Raw genomic sequence first — 23,940 nt, forward strand, 5'->3', positions numbered from 1 at the left:
AAAAAGCCCGCACCTGAACAGTGCGGGCTTTTTTTTCGATAAAAAATCAAGGGGTCATAACCATGCGTGTGTTGAAGTTCGGCGGTACATCAGTGGCAAATGCAGAACGTTTTCTGCGCGTTGCCGATATTCTGGAGAGTAATGCCAGGCAGGGGCAGGTAGCGACCGTACTGTCTGCCCCGGCGAAGATCACTAATCACCTGGTTGCCATGATCGAAAAAACCATTGGCGGGCAGGATGCGCTGACCAATATCGCCGATGCCGAACGCATTTTCGCCGAACTTCTGCAAGGTCTCGCCGATGCACAACCGGGTTTTCCGCTCGCGCAGCTGAAAGCTTTTGTTGAGCAGGAATTCGCACAAATCAAACACGTCCTGCACGGCATTAGCCTGCTTGGGCAGTGCCCGGATAGCGTTAACGCGTCCCTTATTTGCCGGGGAGAAAAGCTCTCTATCGCCATTATGGCCGGCTTGCTGGAAGCGCGTGGTCATAACGTCACGGTGATTAACCCGGTTGAAAAACTGCTGGCCGTTGGCCATTATCTCGAATCCACCGTTGATATCGCTGAGTCGACTCGCCGCATTGCCGCCAGCCAGATCCCGGCGGACCATATGGTGCTGATGGCGGGCTTCACCGCGGGTAACGAAAAAGGTGAGCTGGTGGTGCTGGGCCGTAATGGCTCTGATTACTCCGCCGCGGTGCTGGCCGCCTGCCTGCGCGCCGACTGCTGCGAGATCTGGACCGACGTTGACGGCGTTTATACCTGTGACCCGCGTCAGGTCCCGGATGCGCGTTTGCTGAAGTCGATGTCCTATCAGGAAGCGATGGAGCTGTCCTACTTCGGCGCTAAAGTTTTGCACCCGCGTACTATCGCCCCTATCGCCCAGTTCCAGATCCCCTGTTTAATCAAAAATACCGGCAATCCGCAGGCTCCGGGTACGCTTATCGGCGCCAGCCGCGATGAAGACGACCTGCCGGTGAAAGGGATCTCCAACCTCAATAACATGGCGATGTTCAACGTCTCCGGTCCGGGGATGAAGGGCATGGTTGGCATGGCGGCGCGGGTGTTTGCCACCATGTCCCGCGCGGGAATTTCAGTGGTGCTTATCACCCAGTCCTCTTCCGAATACAGCATCAGTTTCTGCGTACCGCAGAGCGACTGCGCCCGGGCGAAGCGGGTGATGGAAGATGAATTTTATCTGGAGCTGAAAGAGGGGCTGCTTGAGCCGCTGTCGATAATGGAGCGTCTGGCGATTATTTCCGTTGTCGGTGACGGTATGCGCACGCTGCGCGGCATCTCTGCGAAGTTCTTCGCTGCGCTGGCCCGCGCCAATATCAACATTGTCGCCATTGCCCAGGGTTCTTCCGAGCGCTCTATCTCCGTTGTCGTCAGCAACGATGACGCCACCACCGGCGTGCGCGTGACCCACCAGATGCTGTTCAATACCGATCAGGTTATTGAAGTGTTTGTCATTGGTATTGGCGGCGTCGGCGGCGCGTTGATCGAACAGATCAAACGCCAGCAGAGCTGGCTGAAGAGTAAGCATATCGATCTGCGCGTTTGCGGCGTGGCCAACTCTCGCGCTTTACTGACTAACGTACACGGCCTGAACCTTGAACACTGGCGCGACGAGCTGGCGGAAGCCAAAGAGGCGTTCAATCTGGGCCGACTCATTCGTCTGGTGAAAGAGTACCATCTGTTGAATCCGGTGATTGTCGACTGTACCTCCAGCCAGGCCGTGGCCGATCAGTACGCCGATTTCCTGCGCGAAGGGTTCCACGTGGTCACGCCGAACAAAAAGGCCAATACCTCATCGCTGGATTACTATCATCAGCTGCGCCACGCCGCGAGCAGCTCACGGCGTAAGTTTTTATACGACACCAACGTCGGCGCGGGGCTGCCGGTTATCGAAAACCTGCAAAATCTGCTGAACGCGGGCGATGAGCTGCTGCGCTTTTCCGGTATTCTGTCCGGCTCGCTGTCGTTTATCTTCGGTAAGCTCGATGAGGGCGTGAGCTTCTCTGAGGCGACCAGGCTGGCGCGTGAGATGGGCTATACCGAACCGGATCCGCGCGACGATCTTTCTGGCGTTGATGTCGCGCGTAAGCTGCTGATCCTCGCGCGTGAAACCGGACGTGAGCTCGAACTGTCTGACATTATCGTGGAACCGGCGCTGCCGGCGGGGTTTGATGCCAGCGGCGATGTCGACAGCTTTATGGCGCGGTTGCCTTCTCTGGATGATGAGTTTGCCTCGCGGGTCGCCAAAGCGCGCGATGAAGGTAAAGTCTTGCGCTATGTCGGTAATATCGAAGAGGATGGCACCTGTCGCGTCAAAATCGCCGCGGTTGACGGCAACGATCCGCTGTTCAAAGTGAAAAACGGCGAGAATGCGCTGGCGTTCTACAGCCACTATTACCAGCCGCTGCCGCTGGTGCTGCGCGGTTATGGCGCGGGGAACGATGTGACGGCGGCTGGCGTTTTCGCCGACCTGCTGCGTACCCTGTCATGGAAGTTAGGAGTTTAAGATGGTCAAAGTATATGCCCCGGCTTCCAGTGCCAATATGAGCGTCGGGTTTGACGTGCTGGGCGCTGCGGTGACGCCGGTTGACGGCACGCTGCTGGGGGACAACGTCTCCGTTGAGGCGGCGGCGAGCTTTAGCCTGCAAAACGTGGGTCGCTTCGCCAGCAAGCTGCCGACGGCGCCGCAGGAAAACATCGTCTATCAATGCTGGGAGCGCTTTTGCCAGGAGATTGGCAAGAAGGTACCGGTGGCGATGACGCTGGAAAAAAACATGCCGATCGGTTCCGGGCTGGGCTCCAGCGCCTGTTCCGTGGTCGCCGCGCTGGTGGCGATGAATGAGTTCTGCGGCAAGCCGCTCAATGAGAGCCGAATGCTGGCGCTGATGGGCGAGATGGAAGGGCGGATTTCTGGCAGTATCCATTACGATAACGTCGCGCCGTGCTATCTTGGCGGGATACAGCTGATGCTTGAGGAAAACGGCATCATCAGCCAGCAGATTCCGTCCTTCGACGAGTGGCTGTGGGTGCTGGCCTATCCGGGGATTAAGGTCTCAACGGCGGAAGCGCGGGCAATTTTGCCGGCGCAGTATCGCCGTCAGGACTGTATTGCCCACGGTCGTCACCTGGCGGGCTTTATTCACGCCTGCTATTCCCGTCAGCCTCAGCTGGCGGCGAAATTGATGAAAGACGTGATTGCCGAACCGTATCGTACCAAACTACTGCCGGGCTTCAGCGAAGCGCGTCAGGCAGCAATGGAAATTGGCGCGCAGGCGTGCGGCATTTCCGGTTCCGGTCCAACCTTGTTCGCATTATGCGATAAACCGGAAACCGCGCAGCGCGTCGCCGACTGGCTGGCTACGCACTATCTGCAAAATCAGGAAGGCTTCGTTCATATTTGCCGGCTGGACACGGCGGGCGCTCGAGTAGTGGGATAACCAATGAAACTCTATAACTTAAAAGATCATAACGAACAGGTCAGCTTTGCGCAGGCCGTCACCCAGGGGCTTGGCAAGCATCAGGGGCTGTTCTTTCCGCACGATCTGCCGGAATTCAGCCTGACTGAAATCGACGAAATGCTGCAGCAGGACTTGGTGTCGCGTAGCGCGAAAATCCTGTCGGCATTTATCGGCGACGAGATCCCGCAGGACGTGCTGCAAGCGCGCATCGGCAACGCGTTCACCTTCCCGGCGCCGGTCAGCAAAGTGCAGGACGATGTCGGCTGCCTCGAGCTGTTCCACGGCCCGACTCTGGCGTTTAAGGACTTCGGCGGCCGCTTTATGGCGCAGATGCTGACCCATATCGCCGGCGACAAACCGGTCACTATCCTCACGGCAACCTCCGGCGACACCGGCGCGGCGGTCGCGCATGCGTTCTATGGCCTGCCAAACGTCAAAGTCGTCATTCTCTACCCGCGCGGCAAGATCAGCCCGCTGCAGGAAAAGCTGTTCTGCACCCTTGGCGGCAATATTGAAACCGTGGCTATCGACGGTGATTTTGATGCCTGCCAGGCGCTGGTTAAGCAGGCCTTTGATGATGAAGAGCTGAAGGCCGCTCTGGGTCTGAACTCGGCTAACTCAATCAATATCAGCCGCCTGCTGGCGCAGATTTGCTACTACTTTGAAGCCGTTGCTCAACTGCCTCAGGAAGCCCGTAATCAGCTGGTTATCTCTGTACCCAGCGGTAACTTTGGCGATCTGACCGCCGGCCTGCTGGCCAAATCCCTGGGTCTGCCAATCAAACGCTTTATCGCGGCAACTAACGCCAATGACACCGTGCCGCGCTTCCTGCAGGACGGCAACTGGTCGCCGAAAGCGACTCAGGCCACGCTGTCCAACGCCATGGACGTCAGCCAGCCGAATAACTGGCCGCGCGTGGAAGAGCTGTTCCGCCGTAAAATCTGGCGTCTGAATGAGCTGGGCTACGCGGCGGTGGATGATGAAACCACCAAAGAGACCATGCGCGAGCTGAAGGCCATCGGCTATACCTCAGAACCGCATGCGGCGATTGCGTATCGCGCGCTGCGCGACCAGCTGCAGCCGGGCGAGTACGGCCTGTTCCTCGGCACGGCGCATCCGGCGAAATTTAAAGAGAGCGTGGAAGAGATTCTGCAAGAGACGCTGCCGCTGCCAAAAGAGCTGGCCGAACGCGCAGACCTGCCGCTGCTGTCGCATAATCTGCCGGCCGATTTTGCCGCGCTGCGTAAGCTGATGATGGGTTAAACCCGAGCCCGCGCTCCCCTGCTGCGTTATCCGCGGCAGGGGAGTTTTCTTTTACTGCTCATGGCGTTTAAAGACCAACTCCCCGTTGCCCGACGCGTCGGCGTCAAAGAAATAACCTTCGCTGTCAAAGCGGGTCAGCTGCTCCGGCTTCGTTAAACGATTTTCAATGATGTAACGGCTCATTAAGCCGCGCGCTTTCTTAGCGTAGAAGCTGATCACTTTAAACTTGCCGTTTTTCTCATCGAGGAACACCGGCTTAATCAATTGCCCCTCAAGCCGTTTGGGTTTAACCGACCTGAAGTACTCATCAGAAGCCAGATTCACCACAATATCGTCGCCCTGGGCTTTCAACGCCTGATTCAGCTTATCGGTAATCACGTCTCCCCAATAGTGATACAGATCTTTGCCTTTCGCGTTCTCAAGCTTAATCCCCATTTCCAGGCGGTAAGGTTGCATCAGATCCAGCGGGCGCAGAACGCCATACAGGCCGGAAAGCATTCGCAGATGCTGCTGGGCAAAATCGAAATCAGCCTCGCTAAAGGTTTCTGCCTGCAGGCCGGTATAGACATCCCCCTTAAACGCCAGAATCGCCTGACGGGCGTTGTCCGGGGTGAAGTCTGGCTGCCAGTCGTGGAAACGAGTCGCGTTCAGGTCAGCCAGCTTGTCGCTGATACCCATCAGTTTGCCAATCTGCGGCGCCGACAGCTGGCGGGCAATACCGATAAGCTCCTGAGAGTGTTCCAGCAGTTCAGGTTGGGTATAACGCGTCGTTGCCAGCGGGCTTTGATAATCGAGCGTTTTTGCAGGTGAAATCAGAATGAGCATATCCAGTCCTTGCGGGAAATTTTTGACGACTTTAGCAAAAAAACGTCATGAGAGGATCGATAGCTGCGATTGCCGCGCTATTCGCGCGGCAGGTTGTCCCAGGTACCCGGCACCAGCTGCTGATGAATCTCAGGGTAGCGGGTGACGTCAAATTCCGGCCGCTGGCCCAGCCGCCGCTGCCGCAGGTAATCACTGGCAATGATGCGTACCGTCGGCGAGAGCAGCAGGATAGCCGTCAGGTTGGTTATCGCCATCAGCGCCATGATGGTATCCGCCATCTGCCACACCACCGGTAGGCCGATCATCGCCCCGGTAGCAACCATGCACAGCGTAAGCAGACGCAGCAGCCAGATATTACGGTCACTATCCATGCGGAGAAAAATGAGATTATTTTCGGCATAGATATAGTTTGCGACGATCGAGCTGAAGGCGAACAGCAGCACCACGATAGCGACAAAGCTGGAACCCCAGTCGCCGATGAGGTTGTTCATCGAGTGCTGAATAGCCTGAATGCCGTTCACCGCTTCTCCATTGCCGTCTCGCGGCGCCAGCATGATGATGACGGCGCTGGCGGTACAGATCACGATGGTGTCAATGAAAACGCCAATCATCTGTACGATCCCCTGCGCCGCAGGGTGAGGGGGCCAGGAGGCAGCGGCGGCAGCGGAATTAGGCGTTGAGCCCATCCCCGCTTCATTGGAAAACATCCCGCGCTGAAAGCCGCTGGTTAGCGCCTGGCTGATGGTATAGCCGACTGCGCCCGCGGCGGCCTCTTGCCAGCCGAAAGCGCAGCGGAAGATGGTTTCAAAAATCGTCGGCAGGGCGGTGATATGCCACAGGCCGATGACCAGGCTGGTCGCCACCCATAGCAGGGCCATCACTGGCACAAGCCACTGCATCATTCGCGCTACGCCGCGAATGCCGCGAACGATGACCAGCAGGGTCAGAACCGCCAGGACGCCGCCGGTAATCGCCTCAGGTAAATGAAATGCATACGCCATGGCATGGGCAACGGAGTTGGCCTGTACGGTATTAAAGATGATCCCGTAGGCCAGCAGCAGAAAAATGGAAAACAGCACGCCCATCCAGCGCATACCGAGTCCCCGGGCCATATACCAGGCGGGGCCGCCGCGAAACTGCCCGCGGGAGTCGCGCTCTTTATAAAGCTGGGCGAGAGAACATTCGGCGAAGCTGCTGGCCATACCGAGCAGCGCCGAGAGCCACATCCAGAAAACGGCGCCGGGGCCGCCTGCGGCAATGGCCAGCGCAACGCCTGCCATATTGCCGCTGCCCACGCGCGCCGCCAGGCTCATACACAGCGCCTGAAAAGACGTTAAGCCGCCGGGCTGCGGCTGAAGGCTCCTTTTCAGACTTTTGCTGAACTGACGGATATAACGGAACTGAATGAATTTTGTTCGCCAGGTAAACCAGACGCCGGCGCCCAGTAACAGGTAAATCATTACCGAGCCCCAGAGTATTTCATTGATAAACGACAGAAAATCAGGCATCAAGCATCCTCTTGCCCATATCGGTGCGCGAGTGTAAGCGCTACCAATCCAGTGACAATCCTTTAGTGTTCAGGTAATTAATTGACCCAGTTTATCACACTCTGCGCTCATGCATTGTAGGCGGTTGCGCTGCCCCGGCAGCGTGTTATCATCTTGGCAGACCGGTTACATCCCCTTAACTGCTGTTTAAGAGAAACACTATCATGACGGATAAATTGACCTCTCTGCGTCAGTACACCACTGTCGTAGCTGATACCGGAGATATCGCGGCAATGAAGCTGTATCAGCCTCAGGACGCCACGACTAACCCTTCTTTGATTCTCGGCGCGGCTCAGATCCCTGAGTACCGTAAGCTGATTGATGACGCTGTTGCATGGGCTCGCGGCCAGAGCAGTGACCGCGCGCAGCAGATTATCGATGCTTCCGATAAGCTGGCGGTGAATATTGGTCTCGAAATTCTTAAGCTGATCCCTGGCCGTATTTCCACCGAAGTCGATGCTCGCCTGTCCTATGACACCGAGGCATCTATCGCCAAAGCTAAGCGTCTCATCAAGCTGTATAACGATGCCGGCATCGGTAACGACCGCATTCTGATCAAACTGGCTTCGACCTGGCAGGGCATCCGCGCCGCCGAGCAGCTGGAAAAAGAAGGCATCAACTGTAACCTGACGCTGCTGTTCTCCTTCGCTCAGGCACGCGCTTGTGCGGAAGCGGGGGTATTCCTGATTTCTCCATTCGTTGGCCGTATCCTCGACTGGTACAAAGCCAATACCGATAAGAAAGAATACGCGCCGGCAGAAGATCCGGGCGTGGTTTCGGTAAGCGAAATCTATGAATACTACAAACAGCACGGCTACGAGACGGTGGTTATGGGCGCAAGCTTCCGTAACCTCGGCGAGATCCTGGAGCTGGCTGGCTGTGATCGCCTGACTATCGCCCCGGCGCTGCTGAAAGAGCTGGCGGAAAGCGAAGGCGCTATCGAGCGTAAACTGGCCTTTAGCGGCGAAGTTAAAGCGCGTCCGGCTCGTATCACCGAATCCGAGTTCCTGTGGCAGCACAATCAGGATCCGATGGCGGTAGACAAACTGGCGGAAGGTATCCGCAAGTTTGCGATCGACCAGGAAAAACTGGAAAAAATGATCGGCGATCTGCTGTAATCCTGCATGTGGCCGACGCCCGTCGGCCACATTAAACTGTCTGCCTTGCTCCCCTCGGTGTATTATTCTGTTTATTGATACTGTTTGAACGGAATAATCATGAACACCTTACGAATCGGCTTAGTTTCCATTTCCGATCGCGCCTCCAGCGGCGTCTATCAGGATAAAGGCATCCCCGCGCTTGAAGCGTGGCTGGCCCGCGCGCTCTCCACGCCTTTCGAATTGCAGACCCGCTTGATCCCGGATGAACAGGTTATTATTGAGCAAACACTGTGCGAGCTGGTGGATGAAATGGGCTGCCATTTGGTGTTGACTACCGGCGGCACGGGCCCGGCCCGTCGTGACGTCACTCCGGATGCGACGCTGGCGATTGCCGATCGGGTGATGCCCGGCTTTGGTGAGCAAATGCGTCAGGTGAGCCTGCACTTTGTGCCGACGGCCATTCTTTCTCGTCAGGTTGGCGTTATCCGCAAGCAGGCGCTGATCCTTAACCTGCCCGGCCAGCCAAAGGCGATTGAGGAAACGCTGGAAGGCGTGAAAGATGCGGAAGGTAACGTGCTGGTGCACGGCGTTTTCGCAAGTGTACCGTATTGTGTACAGCTACTTGAGGGGCCTTATGTGGAAACAAACGGCGAAGTAGTAGCAGCTTTCCGTCCTAAAAGCGCCAGACGTGAAACATTATCCTGAATTTACCGTATTCCTGATATAACCTGCATCACCAGTGGTGTGTTGTTTTATTTACGATATAGTGTTTTTTACTTTACACAGTACGTAGAATAACTTCATACCTCTGGATGATTGCCCGTTATGTCACACTGCACCCGACCTCTGAATCGACAGGATTATAAAACGCTGACGCTGGCCGCCCTCGGCGGCGCGCTGGAGTTTTACGATTTCATCATCTTTGTCTTCTTCGCCGCCGTCGTCGGCGAGCTATTTTTCCCAGCGGATATCCCGGAATGGCTGCGCCAGGTGCAGACCTTCGGCATATTTGCGGCGGGCTATTTAGCGCGTCCTCTTGGCGGCATCATTATGGCCCACTTTGGCGATCTGGTCGGGCGTAAGAAAATGTTTACTCTGAGCATTTTACTGATGGCGCTGCCTACGCTGGCGATTGGCCTGCTGCCTACCTACGCGTCGGTGGGCATCGTGGCGCCGCTTTTGCTGCTATTTATGCGTATTCTTCAGGGGGCGGCGATTGGCGGCGAAGTCCCCGGCGCCTGGGTTTTTGTGGCGGAGCATGTACCGGAAAAAAGAATCGGTATCGCCTGCGGGACGCTGACCGCCGGCCTGACGGTTGGGATCCTGCTGGGATCGGTCGTGGCGACGCTGATTAATACCAACCTGACGCCGCAGGGTATCCATGAGGGCGGCTGGCGTATTCCGTTCCTGCTGGGCGGCGCGTTTGGGCTCGTCGCCATGTATCTGCGCCGTTGGCTCCAGGAGACGCCTGTTTTCCTCGAAATGCAGCAGCGCAAGGCGTTAGCGCAGGAGCTGCCGGTTAAGGCCGTCGCGCTGAAGCATCAGAAAGCGGTGGCGGTCTCAATGCTGCTGACCTGGCTTTTATCCGCCGGCGTGGTGGTGGTGATCCTGATGTCGCCGGTCTGGCTGCAAAAACACTACGGCTTTGCCCCCGCCATCACCCTGCAGGCGAACAGTATCGCCACCATCATGCTGTGTATCGGCTGCCTGCTGGCAGGCCTGGCCGCCGACCGTTTTGGCGCCAGCCGCACGTTTATTGTCGGCAGCGTATTCCTCGCGGCGGCAAGCTGGGCTTTCTACCATCTTTCCGGCGCTAGCCCGCAGCGTCTGTTTCTGCTCTACGGTACGGTGGGCCTGTGCGTCGGCGTGGTAGGGGCGGTTCCTTATGTGATGGTGCGCGCGTTCCCGGCTGAAGTGCGTTTTACCGGGATTTCATTCTCTTATAACGTCTCTTATGCCATCTTTGGCGGCCTGACGCCGATTGCGGTGACCATGCTGATGGGCGTTTCGCCGATGGCGCCCGCGTGGTACGTACTGGCACTGTCGTTTATGGGATTGGGGCTGGGGATTTGGCTACGCCAGGGACTGGATGAGCAGGTCGCTGCGCCGAAAGCTGAACTGCAGCGCCTGCCGTAAATCGATAGGGCTTACTTCGCCGCTCGCGGACGGGCGGTGAAGTTAATTAATGCTTTTCGCCAATTGGCAGAACGGTACGGCCAAACTGTTCGTTCAGCACTTCACCCATCGCCAGATAGATGGCGCTGCCGCCGCAGACCAGACCGACCCAGCCTGCAATCTTCACAATGCCTTCGTTATCAGCCAGGTGACCAATCGCCAGCAGCGCGAACAGCACGGTCAGACTGAGAAATACAAACTGCAGCATACGCGCGGCTTTCAGGGTGCCAAAGAACATAAACAGGGTAAAAATGCCCCACAGTCCAAGGTACATACCGAGGAAATGCGCATTAGGCGCTTCTGCAAGCCCCATTTTCGGCATCAAAAGAATGGCAACCAGCGTCAGCCAAAAAGCGCCGTAAGACGTGAATGCGGTTAAACCAAAAGTGTTGCCTTTTTTAAATTCCAGCAGACCGGCAAAAATCTGCGCAATGCCGCCGTAAAAAATGCCCATCGCCAGGATAGCTACATCAAACGCGAACAGGCCGCTATTTGCCAGGTTAAGCAGAATAGTGGTCATGCCGAAGCCCATAAGGCCCAGCGGTGCCGGATTAGCCAACTTAGTGTTGCCCATAATTCCTCAAAATAATGATTAGAAAGGGAAGCATTCCCCGCCACTCAGCGGCGGGGCGCGGCATAATAATTAGGCGCTGCGTTACTGTCTATGATCTGGCGGGGTATTTTTCACCAATTTCATTTTTCACCTGATGAAGTCTGGTCATTTGCCTCAAACAGGCAATATGCAACACGGCCGGAATGGTCACGCGATAAGCGCTGCCGCTCACGGCTTTAATGCCATTAAACGCGGCGCCGAGAGGGCCGCCAAGTCCGGCTCCACGCACCAAACCGTGGCCGATTACGCTAACGGCGGCGTGCGTGCGGAGGATCTTCGTCAGCCGGGCCTCGAGAAGATGCGAGACGCCCTGCGCCAGCTTATTCGTCTGTAGCAGAAAGGGGAGTATCTCTTTATGCTCGTTGACCCGACACTCAACGGCAATGAAAAAGTCAGCCTTCTGCCGATCGTCCATCTTCTTCCAGCTATGTTCCAGAAAATGCTCCAGAAGATACTGCTCGATTTCCGGCGTAGACATCTGTTTTTCTACTTTGATTTTTAGCCTCTTGCAGACGTCCAGCAAAATTTCCCGGTAGAACTTTCCGTGACGACGCAGCGTGTTGGCGATGCTGTCGCCGCCAAAGTGCTGGAGCTCGCCGGCAATAAGCTGCCAGTTGCGACGATAGCGCTCAGGATGCCCGGCCATCGCCTGAAAATTTTCATTACGCAATAGCGCGCTTGAAAGGCGCGGCTTACCATTCTCATTGTGGGTCAGAATTCTGGTGAATGTTTCCAGATGCTCTTCGCTGCAGCGATGAAGAAAAGAGAGGTCTTCATCATCCAGATAATTAATTTTCATAAATCTCAGATAATGTGAACAGTGATATTAATCGTCGCCAATGATTTTTAGCGAAGCCATGTCAGAAGAGTTAATGGTGTGGCCGGAAAAAGCGATTTTTTTAACGCAGCGCTTGTTATCGTTGTCGCTATTAATGTTAATCCAGTCGCTGGTTGCCCTTTCTTTGATGGTTGACGGCACGCTGAGGTTCTGACTGGCGCTATTGCTGGCTTTAAAGTACACCGTCGCGCCGGAAAGCTGGATATCGCCGCGATCGGCGGTGAGCTGGATTCGCTTAATCACCCGGCAAACCGGCAGCTTCAGGGTGAGATCGTTAGTCTCATTTCGCGGCATGGCGACAACGCCTAAAATTTTATGATCGTTAGCGGAAACGGATGTGATTAACGCGGCGCTTAACAATAATCCTGCTGATATATGAATGAGTGATTTCATGAGGATTTCCTTATTATTTGATGTGTTATCAGTGATAAATATTTTATCACCAGAACTTTATTGTCTTTAGCGCGTAATCATTGCGGATTATGTCAATTACAATATGAATGAATTTTAATTTAATTATTTTTATTCATTATATATTGTGCATTTTTAAACCCGCTTTTCGGCCTTCTTCTGATGCCCGGTCCCCCTCTGCGGCAGGATCAGGACAAAAATTTTTTGTATCCCCCCCTTGATGAAGCGGCGGGTGACCCCATCTTGTAGTCAACCGCAGTGAATGAACCTGAAAAAAAATGATGTCTGGGCAGTTGAAACCGCACGTTTCGCCCTTATTACAGGTTCACAACCACATGTTGACTGAATTTTTAGTGGAGACGTTTAGATGGGTAAAATTATTGGTATCGACCTGGGTACTACCAACTCTTGTGTAGCGATTATGGATGGCACTACTGCACGCGTGCTGGAGAACGCCGAAGGCGATCGCACCACGCCTTCTATCATTGCCTATACCCAGGATGGTGAAACTCTGGTTGGTCAGCCGGCTAAACGTCAGGCAGTGACAAACCCGCAAAACACCCTGTTTGCGATTAAACGCCTGATTGGCCGCCGCTTCCAGGACGAAGAAGTCCAGCGTGACGTTTCTATCATGCCGTATAAAATCGTTGCCGCAGACAATGGCGACGCATGGCTTGATGTGAAAGGCACCAAAACCGCACCGCCGCAGATCTCTGCTGAAGTGCTGAAGAAAATGAAGAAAACGGCTGAAGATTACCTGGGTGAACCAGTAACTGAAGCGGTTATCACCGTACCTGCTTATTTTAACGATGCTCAGCGTCAGGCAACTAAAGACGCCGGCCGTATCGCAGGTCTGGAAGTCAAACGTATCATCAACGAACCGACCGCCGCCGCGCTGGCTTACGGTCTGGATAAAGAAGTCGGCAACCGCACCATCGCGGTATACGACCTCGGTGGTGGTACCTTCGATATCTCCATTATCGAAATCGACGAAGTTGACGGCGAAAAAACCTTTGAAGTTCTGGCGACCAACGGTGATACCCACCTGGGCGGTGAAGACTTCGATACTCGTCTGATCAACTACCTCGTTGACGAGTTTAAGAAAGATCAGGGCATTGACCTGCGTAACGACCCGCTGGCTATGCAGCGCCTGAAAGAAGCCGCTGAGAAAGCGAAGATTGAACTCTCTTCCGCTCAGCAGACCGACGTCAATCTGCCGTACATCACCGCGGATGCCACCGGTCCGAAACACATGAACATCAAAGTGACCCGTGCGAAACTGGAAAGCCTGGTTGAAGATCTGGTTAACCGTTCTATCGAGCCGCTGAAAGTTGCTCTGCAGGATGCTGGCCTGTCCGTATCCGATATCCAGGACGTTATCCTGGTCGGTGGTCAGACCCGTATGCCGATGGTGCAGAAAAAAGTCGCTGAGTTCTTCGGTAAAGAACCGCGTAAAGACGTTAACCCGGACGAAGCCGTCGCCATTGGCGCAGCCGTACAGGGCGGTGTCCTGACCGGTGAAGTGAAAGATGTACTGCTGCTGGACGTTACCCCGCTGTCTCTGGGTATCGAAACCATGGGCGGCGTGATGACTGCGTTGATCAATAAGAACACCACGATCCCGACCAAGCACAGCCAGGTGTTCTCTACCGCTGAAGACAACCAGTCCGCGGTAACCATCCATGTTATTCAGGGTGAGCGTAAACGCGCCTCTGATAACAAATCACTGGGTCAGTTCAACCTGGATGGTATCAACCCGGCGCCGCGCGGTATGCCGCAGATCGAAGTGACCTTCGATATCGATGCTGACGGTATCCTGCACGTTTCCGCGAAAGACAAAAACAGCGGTAAAGAGCAGAAGATCACCATCAAAGCGTCTTCTGGTCTGAACGAAGAAGAGATTCAGAAAATGGTTCGCGATGCTGAAGCGAACGCGGAAGCTGACCGTAAGTTTGAAGAGCTGGTACAGACCCGCAACCAGGGTGACCACCTGCTGCACAGCACGCGTAAGCAGGTTGAGGAAGCAGGCGACAAGCTGCCGGCTGACGATAAAACCGCTATCGAGTCTGCGTTGACCGCGCTGGAAACTTCGCTGAAAGGTGAAGATAAAGCTGATATTGAAGCGAAAATGCAGGCGCTGGCTCAGGCTTCTCAGAAGCTGATGGAAATCGCGCAGCAGCAGCACGCTCAGCAGCAGGCTGGCGGCGCTGACGCTTCCGAGAGCAACGCGAAGGACGACGATGTTGTTGACGCTGAGTTCGAAGAAGTGAAAGACAAAAAATAATCGCCCTTTGAACGGGTAAAACACTGGCACGGGCGAAGAGGTTTCCTCTCCGCCCGTGCACGCATGTTAAGGGGCTGAAAAACACCAATGGCAAAGCAAGACTATTACGAGATTTTAGGCGTTTCCAGATCGGCGGAAGAGCGTGAAATCAAAAAGGCGTATAAGCGCCTGGCCATGAAGTATCACCCGGACCGTAACCAGGGCGATAAAGAGGCTGAAGCTAAATTCAAAGAAATCAAAGAAGCGTATGAAGTCCTGACCGATGCCCAGAAGCGCGCAGCCTACGATCAGTACGGCCACGCCGCCTTTGAGCAAGGCGGTATGGGCGGCGGCGGCGGCGGTTTTGGCGGCGGCGCGGATTTCAGCGATATCTTTGGCGATGTTTTCGGCGATATCTTTGGCGGCGGTCGTGGTCGCCAGCGCGCATCGCGCGGCGCAGACCTGCGCTACAACATGGATCTGACCTTAGAAGAGGCGGTTCGCGGAGTCACTAAAGAGATCCGCATTCCGACGCTAGAAGAGTGCGACGTTTGTCACGGCAGCGGCGCCAAAGCAGGAAGCCAGCCGCAGACTTGTCCTACCTGCCACGGTGCGGGTCAGGTGCAGATGCGCCAGGGCTTCTTCGCCGTTCAGCAGACCTGTCCGCATTGTCAGGGACGCGGTACGCTGATCAAAGATCCGTGCAATAAATGCCATGGTCATGGTCGCGTAGAGAAAACCAAAACGCTGTCGGTTAAAATTCCGGCGGGCGTCGATACCGGTGACCGTATTCGTCTGGCGGGCGAAGGTGAAGCCGGCGAGCACGGCGCGCCAGCAGGCGATCTGTATGTTCAGGTTCAGGTTAAGCAGCACGCCATTTTCGAGCGTGAAGGCAACAACCTGTACTGTGAAGTACCGATTAACTTCACCATGGCCGCTCTCGGCGGCGAGATTGAGGTCCCGACGCTGGACGGTCGCGTGAATCTTAAGGTGCCTGGCGAGACGCAGACAGGGAAGCTGTTCCGGATGCGTGGCAAAGGCGTGAAGTCCGTGCGCGGCGGCGCGCAGGGCGATCTGCTGTGCCGCGTGGTGGTCGAAACGCCGGTTGGTCTTAACGATAAACAAAAGCAGCTGCTGAAAGATCTTCAGGAAAGCTTTGGCGGGCCGACGGGCGAGAAGAACAGTCCACGCTCCAAAAGTTTCTTCGACGGTGTGAAGAAATTTTTCGATGATTTGACGCGTTAATCATCACTTTATATAAAAAAACCCGAAATTTATTTCGGGTTTTTTTATATCTTACGTATTGGCAATAAAAAGTGTTTCCTCGGTAATAAATATTCGATTTTTTGGTGGTAATGTTATTCTTTGTTTTTTATGGTAATTTTCTTTTTCCTGGGTCATCTTTGATTTTACTTTATCTACCGTAAACACCTTGAAAAAATGCATGCAAGACGAGCGATATAGTGCTCAAAATACCTTTTTATATATGATGTGCATTGCTTAAATAATTATTTGTATTGTATTTATTTCAGGGGGGAATTCAGGAAATTTTAAAAAGAGGTTGATTATAATCTGGTGAAAGTGCTGGATGCCGTTATATCGGCAGGGAATGTGACAAAAGCATCAAAACGATTATCCGAAACGTCGGCGGCTGTTTCCATCGCGCTAACCAGGCTACAGCTTTTTTATAATGAGCAACTTTTCGTCAGGGATAAAGACGGGCTGATCCCGACGGTGGAAGCACTGGCATTGCCGAAAACTATTATCTTTCCGCGTATTACGCTGGAAATGTACCGGTATAACCCGCATGCAAAACTGTTCATGTCGCTGGATACGCTGCGGACCGTGAGATGGAAACGGCCGGCAGCACCAGGTTGTGGAGCTCGCGAACGACAGTTCGGGAATCGTTGAGTTGATGGTCCTTGATAACGGTAATTTCCGCTCCCGGGATGATAACAAAATCCTGCTGCCAGCGGATAACGACAGCTGGATTGTGCATCTTATCGTTAATCTCCATATCTGATCTTGCAGGAGATTGAACCTGAAACGAAAACCGTGCTTTTGAAGCGACGATGATCTCAGGTTATTACAAAAATGAGATAACTAATGGCGCAGGTTATCGCTATGACATCACCAGTTGTGGGTTTTATAGTTCGTAAAAACCGATCCATTTATCATGTATAATCTAATTTTAACGATGATTCAGGCGGAGTAGGATAGTAATTACGAAGTATTCCCCAGAAAGAGATTATAAAAAGTGAAACATCTGCATCGTTTTTTTAGTAGTGATGCCTCCGGGGGCATCATTCTTATCATCGCCGCGGCGCTGGCTATGCTGATGGCTAATGTCGGCCTGACCAGCGGTTGGTATCATGCTTTCCTTGAGACGCCGGTTCAGCTAAAGGTTGGCGCGCTTGAGATCAACAAGAACATGCTGTTGTGGATTAACGACGCGCTGATGGCGGTATTTTTCTTGCTTATCGGCCTTGAAGTGAAGCGTGAAATGAATCAAGGGGCGCTGGCCAGCCGTCGACAGGCTGTGTTTCCGGTCGTCGCGGCGCTGGGCGGAATGGTGGTTCCGGCGCTGGTCTACCTCGCGTTTAACGGCCAGGATCCGATTGCCAGAGAGGGTTGGGCGATTCCGGCGGCGACCGATATTGCCTTCGCGCTTGGCGTACTGGCGTTGTTGGGTAATCGGGTTCCCGCTGCGCTGAAGATTTTTCTGATGGCGCTGGCTATCATCGACGATCTGGGCGCCATCATTATTATTGCGCTGTTCTATACGCACGATCTTTCCGTGGTGTCATTGGTTGTCGCTGCCGGAGCCATTATTGTGCTGGCGGCGTTAAATCTGTGTGGCGTAAGGCGGACCGGTATCTATATCCTGGTCGGCGCCATACTGTGGACCGCGGTGCTGAAATCGGGGGTTCATGCCACGCTGGCTGGCGTCATCGTCGGCTTTATGATCCCGCTAAAAGAGCAGAACGGTAAATCACCGGCGAAGCAGCTTGAGCATGTTCTGCATCCATGGGTAGCGTTCCTGATCCTGCCGCTGTTCGCCTTCGCTAACGCGGGTGTGTCTTTGCAAGGCGTCACGCTGGAAGGGCTGACCTCGCTGCTGCCGTTGGGTATTATCGCCGGGCTGTTTATCGGTAAGCCATTGGGCATTAGCGTGTTCTGCTGGCTGGCGCTGAAGCTGAAATGGGCCTCGTTGCCTGAAGGGACTACCTGTAAGCAGATTATGGCGGTCGGCATTTTGTGTGGTATTGGCTTCACGATGTCGATTTTTATTGCCACTTTGGCCTTCGGCAGCGTAGACCCCGGATTGATCAACTGGGCTAAGCTTGGCATCCTGATTGGATCGATACTATCGGCCGTCACGGGATACATCATATTGCGTAAGCGCGTAACGGATTCGGGCTACGCGGCTTAACATCTCACGGAGAGCCGGCTACGGCTCTCCAGGACATTATCAGGGAGAGAAGCATGTCGCATATCAACTACAATCACCTGTACTACTTCTGGCACGTCTACAAAGAAGGCTCCGTTGTCGGCGCCGCGGAAGCGCTGTTCCTGACGCCGCAGACCATTACCGGGCAAATTAAAGCCCTGGAAGAGCGCCTGCAGGGGAAGCTGTTCAAGCGCAAAGGAAGAGGGCTGGAGCCCAGCGAACTCGGCGAGCTTGTGTTCCGCTACGCGGATCGTATGTTTACGCTAAGCCAGGAAATGCTCGACATCGTTAACTATCGTAAAGAGTCGAATCTGCTGTTTGATGTTGGCGTCGCGGACGCGCTGTCGAAACGGTTGGTCAGCGGTGTACTGGATGCCGCCGTCGTCGATAACGAACAGATCCATTTACGCTGTTTCGAGTCGACCCACGAAATGCTGCTTGAGCAGCTAAGCCAGCATAAGCTCGATATGATCATCTCCGACTGCCCCATCGACTCCACTCAGCAGGAAGGGCTATTTTCGGTAAAAATCGGCGAGTGCAGCGTGAGCTTCTGGTGCATGAATCCGCCGCCGGAAAAACCCTTCCCGGGCTGCCTGGAAGAACGTCGTCTGCTGATCCCCGGCCGTCGTTCCATGTTAGGGCGCAAGCTGCTCAACTGGTTTAACTCGCAGGGGCTGCAGGTGGAAATTCTGGGCGAGTTTGACGATGCGGCGTTGATGAAGGCCTTCGGCGCGGCGCACAATGCGATTTTCGTTGCGCCGACGCTATATGCGCATGATTTCTATAGCGATGAATCGATAGTTGAGATCGGGCGCATGGACAACGTCATGGAAGAGTATCACGCCATCTTTGCGGAACGAATGATCCAGCATCCGGCGGTGCAGCGGATTTGTAACCGTGACTATTCGGCGCTTTTTACGCCACCTCAGGCGTAGGGCTGCACGAGGACAATGCCGAGGCCGGGTCCAGGCTCCAGCGTCATAAATGGCAGACATAAAAAAACCCGCTTTCGCGGGTTTTTTTCAAAGCGACAACGCGCTGGCGATTAAGCCAGTTTGTTGATCTGAGCGGTCAGGTTTGCTTTATGACGCGCAGCTTTGTTTTTGTGGATCAGACCTTTAGCAGCCTGACGGTCCACGATTGGTTGCATTTCGTTAAATGCTTTCAGTGCAGTAGCTTTGTCGCCAGCTTCGATAGCTGCGTATACTTTCTTGATGAAAGTACGCATCATAGAGCGACGGCTAGCGTTGTGCTTGCGGGCCTTTTCAGACTGAACGGCGCGCTTCTTAGCTGATTTGATATTAGCCAAGGTCCAACTCCCAAATGTGTTCTATATGGACAATTCAAAGGCCGAGGAGAATGCCCGTTTAGCCTTCTTTTGTCAATGGATTTGTGCAAATAAGCGTCGTTCAAACTAACAACGCTTCATTACGTAGTGATGGCGCAAGATTCTACCAGCTTGTTGCTGGCGAATACAGCCTTTCGACCATAAAAATCGACGATGCCGGAGAGATTTTCCCGCAATCTCGCGCTGAGTGAATGAATTACCGGGATCTTTCAGTGAAGAGGTGCAATCGCTGGTTAACGTCGCCAGTTGTACAAGGTATACTCGGACGATTTTCACTGTTTTGAGCCAGACATGAAGCTGATACGCGGCATACATAATCTCAGTCAGGCCCCGCACGGGTGCGTGCTGACCATTGGAAATTTTGACGGCGTGCATCGCGGGCACCAGGCATTATTGCAGCGTTTGCGCGCAGAAGGTCGCCAGCGTGGCTTACCGGTGGTGGTGATGATTTTTGAACCACAGCCGCTTGAGCTTTTTGCCGCCGATAAAGCGCCAGCGCGATTAACGCGCCTGCGTGAGAAGCTGAACTATCTGGCCGAAAGCGGCGTCGATTACGTCCTGTGCGTGCGCTTCGATCGGCGCTTTGCCGCATTGACCGCCCAGGACTTTATCAGCGAACTGCTGGTCCGCCGGCTGGGAGTCCAGTTCCTCGCCGTTGGCGATGATTTCCGCTTTGGCGCGGGTCGCCAGGGGGATTTCTTGTTATTACAAAAAGCCGGCGTGGAGTATGGCTTTGACGTCACCAGCACCCAAACCTTCTGTGAAGGCGGCGTGCGCATCAGCAGCACGGCGGTGCGCCAGGCGCTGGCTGACGACGATCTGCCCCTCGCGGAGACGCTGCTGGGGCATCCGTTTACCATCTCCGGGCGCGTAGTGCACGGCGATGAGCTCGGGCGCACAATAGGCTTCCCGACGGCGAATTTACCGCTGCGCCGTCAGGTTTCCCCGGTAAAAGGGGTCTATGCGGTAGAAGTGACAGGGCTTGGCGACAAACCGTTTATGGGCGTCGCCAACATTGGTACTCGTCCAACGGTATCCGGCGTGCGTCAGCAGCTGGAAGTTCATCTCCTGGATGTTGTAATGGACCTCTACGGTCGCCATATAGATGTAATACTGCGTAAAAAAATACGTAACGAGCAGCGATTTGCGTCGCTTGATGAACTAAAAACGCAAATCGCACGTGATGAGTTAACGGCCCGCGACTTCTTTGGGCTAACCGGGCAGGCATAACCCTGACGGTGTTTATCAAACCGAAATACGGAACCGAGAATCTGATGAGTGACTATAAATCGACCCTGAATTTGCCGGAAACAGGGTTCCCGATGCGCGGCGATCTCGCCAAGCGTGAACCGGGAATGCTGGCGCGTTGGACCGATGATGACCTGTACGGCATCATTCGTGCAGCCAAAAAAGGCAAAAAAACCTTCATTCTGCATGATGGCCCTCCTTATGCGAATGGCAGCATTCATATTGGTCACTCGGTTAACAAGATTCTGAAAGACATTATCGTTAAGTCCAAAGGGCTGGCGGGCTATGACTCCCCGTACGTACCGGGCTGGGACTGTCACGGTCTGCCGATCGAGCTGAAAGTGGAGCAGGAGTACGGCAAGCCGGGCGAGAAATTCACCGCCGCCGAGTTCCGCGCCAAGTGCCGCGAATACGCCGCCACCCAGGTTGACGGACAGCGTAAAGACTTTATCCGTCTGGGCGTGCTCGGCGACTGGTCGCACCCGTACCTGACCATGGACTTCAAAACCGAAGCCAACATCATCCGCGCGCTGGGTAAAATCATCGGCAACGGCCACCTGCACAAAGGCGCTAAGCCGGTGCACTGGTGCGTAGACTGCCGCTCAGCGCTGGCGGAAGCGGAAGTCGAGTATTACGACAAAACCTCCCCGTCCATCGACGTGGCGTTCCACGCGACCGATAAAGCGGCGGTGCTGGCGAAATTCGGCGTGGCCGACGTTAACGGCCCGGTTTCTCTGGTTATCTGGACCACCACCCCGTGGACCCTGCCGGCGAACCGCGCCATCTCCCTCTCCCCGGCGTTTGACTATGCGCTGGTGCAGGTTGACGATCAGGCGCTGATCCTGGCGAAAGACCTGGTCGAAAGCGTGATGAAGCGCGCCGGCATTGCTGATTACACCATCCTGGCGGTGGTGAACGGCGCCGAGCTGGAGCTGATGCGCTTTAAGCATCCGTTCCTCGATTTCGACGTCCCGGCGATCCTGGGCGATCACGTCACGCTGGACGCGGGTACCGGTGCGGTACATACCGCGCCAGGCCACGGTCCGGATGACTATGTCATCGGTCAAAAATATGGTCTGGAAGTCGCTAACCCGGTTGGTCCGGACGGCGCCTACCTGCCGGGAACTTACCCGACGCTGGACGGCGTAAACGTCTTCAAAGCCAACGATGTTGTCGTTGCGCTGCTGTCAGAAAAAGGCGCGCTGCTGCACGTTGAAAAAATGCAGCACAGCTACCCGTGCTGCTGGCGCCACAAAACGCCGATTATCTTCCGCGCCACGCCGCAGTGGTTCGTGAGCATGGATCAAAAAGGCCTGCGCGCGCAGTCGCTTTCCGAAATCAAAGGCGTGCAGTGGATCCCGGACTGGGGCCAGGCGCGTATCGAATCGATGGTCGCCAACCGTCCTGACTGGTGTATCTCTCGTCAGCGCACCTGGGGCGTACCGATGTCGCTGTTCGTGCATAAAGAGACGCAAGAGCTGCACCCGCGTACGCTGGAGCTGATGGAAGAAGTCGCCAAACGCGTAGAAGTTGACGGCATCCAGGCGTGGTGGGATCTCGATTCCCGCGATATCCTCGGCGCCGATGCGGATAGCTACGAGAAGGTGCCGGATACGCTGGACGTGTGGTTTGACTCCGGGTCGACCCACTCCTCCGTTGTTGACGTGCGTCCGGAATTTACCGGTCACGCCGCCGACATGTATCTGGAAGGTTCCGACCAGCACCGCGGCTGGTTTATGTCCTCGCTGATGATCTCTACCGCGATGAAGGGCAAAGCGCCTTACCGCCAGGTACTGACCCACGGCTTTACCGTTGATGGTCAGGGCCGCAAGATGTCCAAATCTATCGGCAACACCGTTTCGCCGCAGGACGTGATGAACAAGCTGGGTGCGGATATTTTGCGCCTGTGGGTGGCTTCCACCGACTATACCGGCGAAATGGCCGTCTCCGACGAGATCCTCAAACGCGCCGCCGACAGCTATCGTCGTATCCGTAACACCGCGCGCTTCCTGCTGGCGAACCTCAACGGCTTCGACCCGGCAAAAGACATGGTGAAACCGGAAGAGATGGTCGTACTGGACCGCTGGGCTGTAGGCTGCGCGCAAGCGGCGCAGGACGATATCGTCAAAGCCTACGAATCTTACGATTTCCACGAAGTGGTGCAGCGCCTGATGCGCTTCTGCTCCATCGAAATGGGCTCGTTCTGGCTCGATATCATTAAAGACCGCCAGTACACCACCAAGGCCGACAGCATCGCGCGTCGTAGCTGCCAGACTGCGCTGTACCATATTGCCGAAGCGCTGGTGCGCTGGATGGCGCCGATCATGTCCTTCACCGCTGACGAAATCTGGGGTTACCTGCCGGGCGACCGCGAGAAATACGTCTTTACCGGCGAATGGTATACCGGCCTGTTTGGCCTGGACGCTGACGAAGCGATGAACGACGGTTTCTGGGACGCGCTGCTGAAGGTGCGCGGCGAAGTCAACAAGGTTATCGAACAGGCGCGTACGGATAAGCAGGTTGGCGGCTCGCTGGAGGCGGCGGTGACCCTGTACGCCGATGCCGATCTGGCGGCGAAGCTCAACGCGCTGGGCGACGAATTACGATTTGTCCTGTTGACCTCAGGGGCGAAAGTTGCCGATTATGCGCAGGCTCCGGCCGACGCCTGGCAGAGTGAGCTGCTGAAAGGCCTGAAAGTCGTGCTGAGCAAAGCCGAAGGTGACAAGTGCCCGCGCTGCTGGCATTACACCACGGATATCGGCAAGGTGGCGGAACACGCGGATATCTGCGGACGCTGTGTCAGCAACATCGCCGGTGACGGCGAAAAACGTAAGTTTGCCTGATGAGTAAACCGATTTGTTCAACGGGGCTACGCTGGCTGTGGGTCGTCGTAGTCGTGCTGATTATCGATTTAGGCAGTAAATTCCTGATCCTCCAGAACTTCGCTCTGGGGGATACGGTATCGCTGTTCCCATCGCTTAATCTGCACTATGCGCGCAACTATGGCGCGGCTTTTAGCTTCCTCGCCGACAGCGGCGGCTGGCAGCGCTGGTTCTTCGCCGGTATCGCTATCGGTATCTGCGTGATCCTCGCGGTGCTGATGTATCGTTCTAAGGCGACGCAAAAGCTGAATAACATTGCCTATGCGCTGATTATTGGCGGCGCGCTGGGGAATTTATTCGACAGGCTGTGGCATGGTTTTGTCGTCGATATGATCGATTTCTACGTCGGGGACTGGCACTTCGCCACCTTCAACCTTGCCGATACCGCTATCTGTATCGGCGCGGCGCTGATCGTGCTGGAAGGCTTCTTACCGAACGCGGCTGCGAAGAAACAGGCGTAACAAAACTCGCCCGGCGGCGCCATCGCCGCCGGGCAAAA

19 protein-coding genes, 2 pseudogenes and 1 other annotated feature (1 of these 22 cut by a window edge) are annotated in these 23,940 nt (G+C 55.0%); of the genes and pseudogenes, 15 read left to right on the top strand and 6 right to left on the bottom strand.

Annotation, left to right across the window (positions count from 1 at the left end; all coding sequences use genetic code 11):
* Positions 1–37: a sequence feature (Thr leader region), on the top strand (it extends 81 nt beyond the left edge of the window).
* Positions 38–62: 25 nt separating this feature from the next.
* The 3 genes from thrA to thrC are packed head-to-tail and all read left to right on the top strand — an operon-like array spanning position 63 to position 4,740.
* Positions 63–2,525 carry a bifunctional aspartate kinase/homoserine dehydrogenase I gene (thrA, locus tag BWI76_RS04245; protein ID WP_004132830.1) on the top strand — a complete coding sequence of 821 codons (2,463 nt, stop codon included), beginning with the start codon at positions 63–65 and terminating at the stop codon, positions 2,523–2,525.
* Position 2,526: 1 nt separating this feature from the next.
* A complete protein-coding gene (gene thrB / locus BWI76_RS04250) occupies positions 2,527–3,456 on the top strand; it encodes a homoserine kinase (protein WP_004132828.1) in 930 nt (309 codons plus the stop codon).
* A 3-nt stretch (positions 3,457–3,459) separates the two neighbouring features.
* A complete protein-coding gene (gene thrC / locus BWI76_RS04255; protein ID WP_004132826.1) occupies positions 3,460–4,740 on the top strand; it encodes a threonine synthase in 1,281 nt (426 codons plus the stop codon).
* Positions 4,741–4,791: 51 nt separating this feature from the next.
* On the opposite strand, the gene yaaA is transcribed toward thrC, so the two are convergent.
* Positions 4,792–5,565: a peroxide stress protein YaaA gene (gene yaaA, locus BWI76_RS04260; RefSeq protein ID WP_004132824.1), complete on the bottom strand. Its 774-nt coding sequence runs from the start codon at positions 5,563–5,565 to the stop codon at positions 4,792–4,794.
* A 77-nt stretch (positions 5,566–5,642) separates the two neighbouring features.
* Positions 5,643–7,073, bottom strand: coding sequence for an alanine/glycine:cation symporter family protein (locus BWI76_RS04265; RefSeq protein WP_024360386.1), 1,431 nt, complete (start codon positions 7,071–7,073; stop codon positions 5,643–5,645).
* Between the two features lie 203 nt (positions 7,074–7,276).
* Between BWI76_RS04265 and tal the strand changes: the two genes are divergently transcribed.
* The 3 genes from tal to BWI76_RS04280 all read left to right on the top strand — a co-directional run bounded on the left by tal (position 7,277) and on the right by BWI76_RS04280 (position 10,348).
* Positions 7,277–8,230 carry a transaldolase gene (gene tal / locus BWI76_RS04270; RefSeq protein ID WP_004098458.1) on the top strand — a complete coding sequence of 318 codons (954 nt, stop codon included), beginning with the start codon at positions 7,277–7,279 and terminating at the stop codon, positions 8,228–8,230.
* A gap of 99 nt (positions 8,231–8,329) precedes the next feature.
* On the top strand, positions 8,330–8,917 hold the full coding sequence (mog, locus tag BWI76_RS04275; RefSeq protein ID WP_004098459.1) for a molybdopterin adenylyltransferase: 588 nt from the start codon (positions 8,330–8,332) through the stop codon (positions 8,915–8,917).
* A gap of 120 nt (positions 8,918–9,037) precedes the next feature.
* Positions 9,038–10,348 carry an MFS transporter gene (locus tag BWI76_RS04280; protein WP_024360385.1) on the top strand — a complete coding sequence of 437 codons (1,311 nt, stop codon included), beginning with the start codon at positions 9,038–9,040 and terminating at the stop codon, positions 10,346–10,348.
* Between the two features lie 46 nt (positions 10,349–10,394).
* On the opposite strand, the gene satP is transcribed toward BWI76_RS04280, so the two are convergent.
* The 3 genes from satP to BWI76_RS04295 form a co-directional block, all read right to left on the bottom strand.
* Positions 10,395–10,961: an acetate uptake transporter gene (satP, locus tag BWI76_RS04285; protein WP_004132816.1), complete on the bottom strand. Its 567-nt coding sequence runs from the start codon at positions 10,959–10,961 to the stop codon at positions 10,395–10,397.
* Positions 10,962–11,049: 88 nt separating this feature from the next.
* Entirely contained in the window at positions 11,050–11,799 is a 750-nt protein-coding gene (gene msyB, locus BWI76_RS04290) for an acidic protein MsyB (protein WP_064371491.1), read from the bottom strand.
* Between the two features lie 27 nt (positions 11,800–11,826).
* Entirely contained in the window at positions 11,827–12,231 is a 405-nt protein-coding gene (locus tag BWI76_RS04295; RefSeq protein WP_004132813.1) for a DUF2541 family protein, read from the bottom strand.
* 385 nt (positions 12,232–12,616) lie between these two features.
* Here BWI76_RS04295 and dnaK point away from each other — a divergent pair, with 385 nt between their 5' ends.
* The 6 genes and pseudogenes from dnaK to nhaR all read left to right on the top strand — a co-directional run bounded on the left by dnaK (position 12,617) and on the right by nhaR (position 18,898).
* Positions 12,617–14,533, top strand: a complete 1,917-nt coding sequence (dnaK, locus tag BWI76_RS04300; RefSeq protein WP_004128758.1) for a molecular chaperone DnaK — start codon at positions 12,617–12,619, stop codon at positions 14,531–14,533.
* An 87-nt stretch (positions 14,534–14,620) separates the two neighbouring features.
* On the top strand, positions 14,621–15,757 hold the full coding sequence (gene dnaJ / locus BWI76_RS04305) for a molecular chaperone DnaJ (RefSeq protein WP_024360381.1): 1,137 nt from the start codon (positions 14,621–14,623) through the stop codon (positions 15,755–15,757).
* Between the two features lie 327 nt (positions 15,758–16,084).
* Positions 16,085–16,258, top strand: a pseudogene (locus BWI76_RS04310) (LysR family transcriptional regulator); the annotation flags it as partial.
* A gap of 118 nt (positions 16,259–16,376) precedes the next feature.
* Positions 16,377–16,671: pseudogene (locus tag BWI76_RS28395) on the top strand (hypothetical protein); the annotation flags it as partial.
* Between the two features lie 98 nt (positions 16,672–16,769).
* Entirely contained in the window at positions 16,770–17,945 is a 1,176-nt protein-coding gene (gene nhaA / locus BWI76_RS04315) for a Na+/H+ antiporter NhaA (RefSeq protein ID WP_024360379.1), read from the top strand.
* 53 nt (positions 17,946–17,998) lie between these two features.
* Complete coding sequence (gene nhaR, locus BWI76_RS04320) at positions 17,999–18,898, top strand: transcriptional activator NhaR (protein WP_004872310.1); 900 nt, start codon at positions 17,999–18,001, stop codon at positions 18,896–18,898.
* 110 nt (positions 18,899–19,008) lie between these two features.
* Here nhaR and rpsT read toward each other — a convergent pair whose 3' ends face one another.
* A complete protein-coding gene (gene rpsT / locus BWI76_RS04325; RefSeq protein WP_003018940.1) occupies positions 19,009–19,272 on the bottom strand; it encodes a 30S ribosomal protein S20 in 264 nt (87 codons plus the stop codon).
* Between the two features lie 330 nt (positions 19,273–19,602).
* Here rpsT and ribF point away from each other — a divergent pair, with 330 nt between their 5' ends.
* From ribF to lspA, 3 genes are read left to right on the top strand one after another with little or no spacing between them, the layout of a single operon-like run.
* Positions 19,603–20,541: a bifunctional riboflavin kinase/FAD synthetase gene (gene ribF, locus BWI76_RS04335; RefSeq protein ID WP_004872305.1), complete on the top strand. Its 939-nt coding sequence runs from the start codon at positions 19,603–19,605 to the stop codon at positions 20,539–20,541.
* Positions 20,542–20,585: 44 nt separating this feature from the next.
* On the top strand, positions 20,586–23,402 hold the full coding sequence (gene ileS / locus BWI76_RS04340) for an isoleucine--tRNA ligase (RefSeq protein ID WP_004872303.1): 2,817 nt from the start codon (positions 20,586–20,588) through the stop codon (positions 23,400–23,402).
* Complete coding sequence (gene lspA, locus BWI76_RS04345) at positions 23,402–23,902, top strand: signal peptidase II (RefSeq protein WP_004872301.1); 501 nt, start codon at positions 23,402–23,404, stop codon at positions 23,900–23,902. The genes ileS and lspA overlap by 1 nt, the downstream gene beginning before the upstream one ends.
* The last annotated feature ends 38 nt before the right edge of the window (positions 23,903–23,940 follow it).

It is taken from the genome of Klebsiella sp. M5al, from assembly GCF_002090195.1.
In the GTDB taxonomy this organism is placed as follows: Bacteria; Pseudomonadota; Gammaproteobacteria; order Enterobacterales; family Enterobacteriaceae; genus Klebsiella; species Klebsiella grimontii.

Coding starts and splice junctions, on each gene's coding strand:
- dnaK (WP_004128758.1), top strand. CDS start 12,617: ATGGGTAAAATTATTGGTATCGACCTGGGTACTACCAACTCTTGTGTA.
- thrB (WP_004132828.1), top strand. CDS start 2,527: ATGGTCAAAGTATATGCCCCGGCTTCCAGTGCCAATATGAGCGTCGGG.
- lspA (WP_004872301.1), top strand. CDS start 23,402: ATGAGTAAACCGATTTGTTCAACGGGGCTACGCTGGCTGTGGGTCGTC.
- yaaA (WP_004132824.1), bottom strand. CDS start 5,565: ATGCTCATTCTGATTTCACCTGCAAAAACGCTCGATTATCAAAGCCCG.
- ribF (WP_004872305.1), top strand. CDS start 19,603: ATGAAGCTGATACGCGGCATACATAATCTCAGTCAGGCCCCGCACGGG.
- nhaR (WP_004872310.1), top strand. CDS start 17,999: ATGTCGCATATCAACTACAATCACCTGTACTACTTCTGGCACGTCTAC.
- satP (WP_004132816.1), bottom strand. CDS start 10,961: ATGGGCAACACTAAGTTGGCTAATCCGGCACCGCTGGGCCTTATGGGC.
- mog (WP_004098459.1), top strand. CDS start 8,330: ATGAACACCTTACGAATCGGCTTAGTTTCCATTTCCGATCGCGCCTCC.
- BWI76_RS04280 (WP_024360385.1), top strand. CDS start 9,038: ATGTCACACTGCACCCGACCTCTGAATCGACAGGATTATAAAACGCTG.
- dnaJ (WP_024360381.1), top strand. CDS start 14,621: ATGGCAAAGCAAGACTATTACGAGATTTTAGGCGTTTCCAGATCGGCG.
- BWI76_RS04265 (WP_024360386.1), bottom strand. CDS start 7,073: ATGCCTGATTTTCTGTCGTTTATCAATGAAATACTCTGGGGCTCGGTA.
- ileS (WP_004872303.1), top strand. CDS start 20,586: ATGAGTGACTATAAATCGACCCTGAATTTGCCGGAAACAGGGTTCCCG.
- thrC (WP_004132826.1), top strand. CDS start 3,460: ATGAAACTCTATAACTTAAAAGATCATAACGAACAGGTCAGCTTTGCG.
- tal (WP_004098458.1), top strand. CDS start 7,277: ATGACGGATAAATTGACCTCTCTGCGTCAGTACACCACTGTCGTAGCT.
- BWI76_RS04295 (WP_004132813.1), bottom strand. CDS start 12,231: ATGAAATCACTCATTCATATATCAGCAGGATTATTGTTAAGCGCCGCG.
- msyB (WP_064371491.1), bottom strand. CDS start 11,799: ATGAAAATTAATTATCTGGATGATGAAGACCTCTCTTTTCTTCATCGC.
- thrA (WP_004132830.1), top strand. CDS start 63: ATGCGTGTGTTGAAGTTCGGCGGTACATCAGTGGCAAATGCAGAACGT.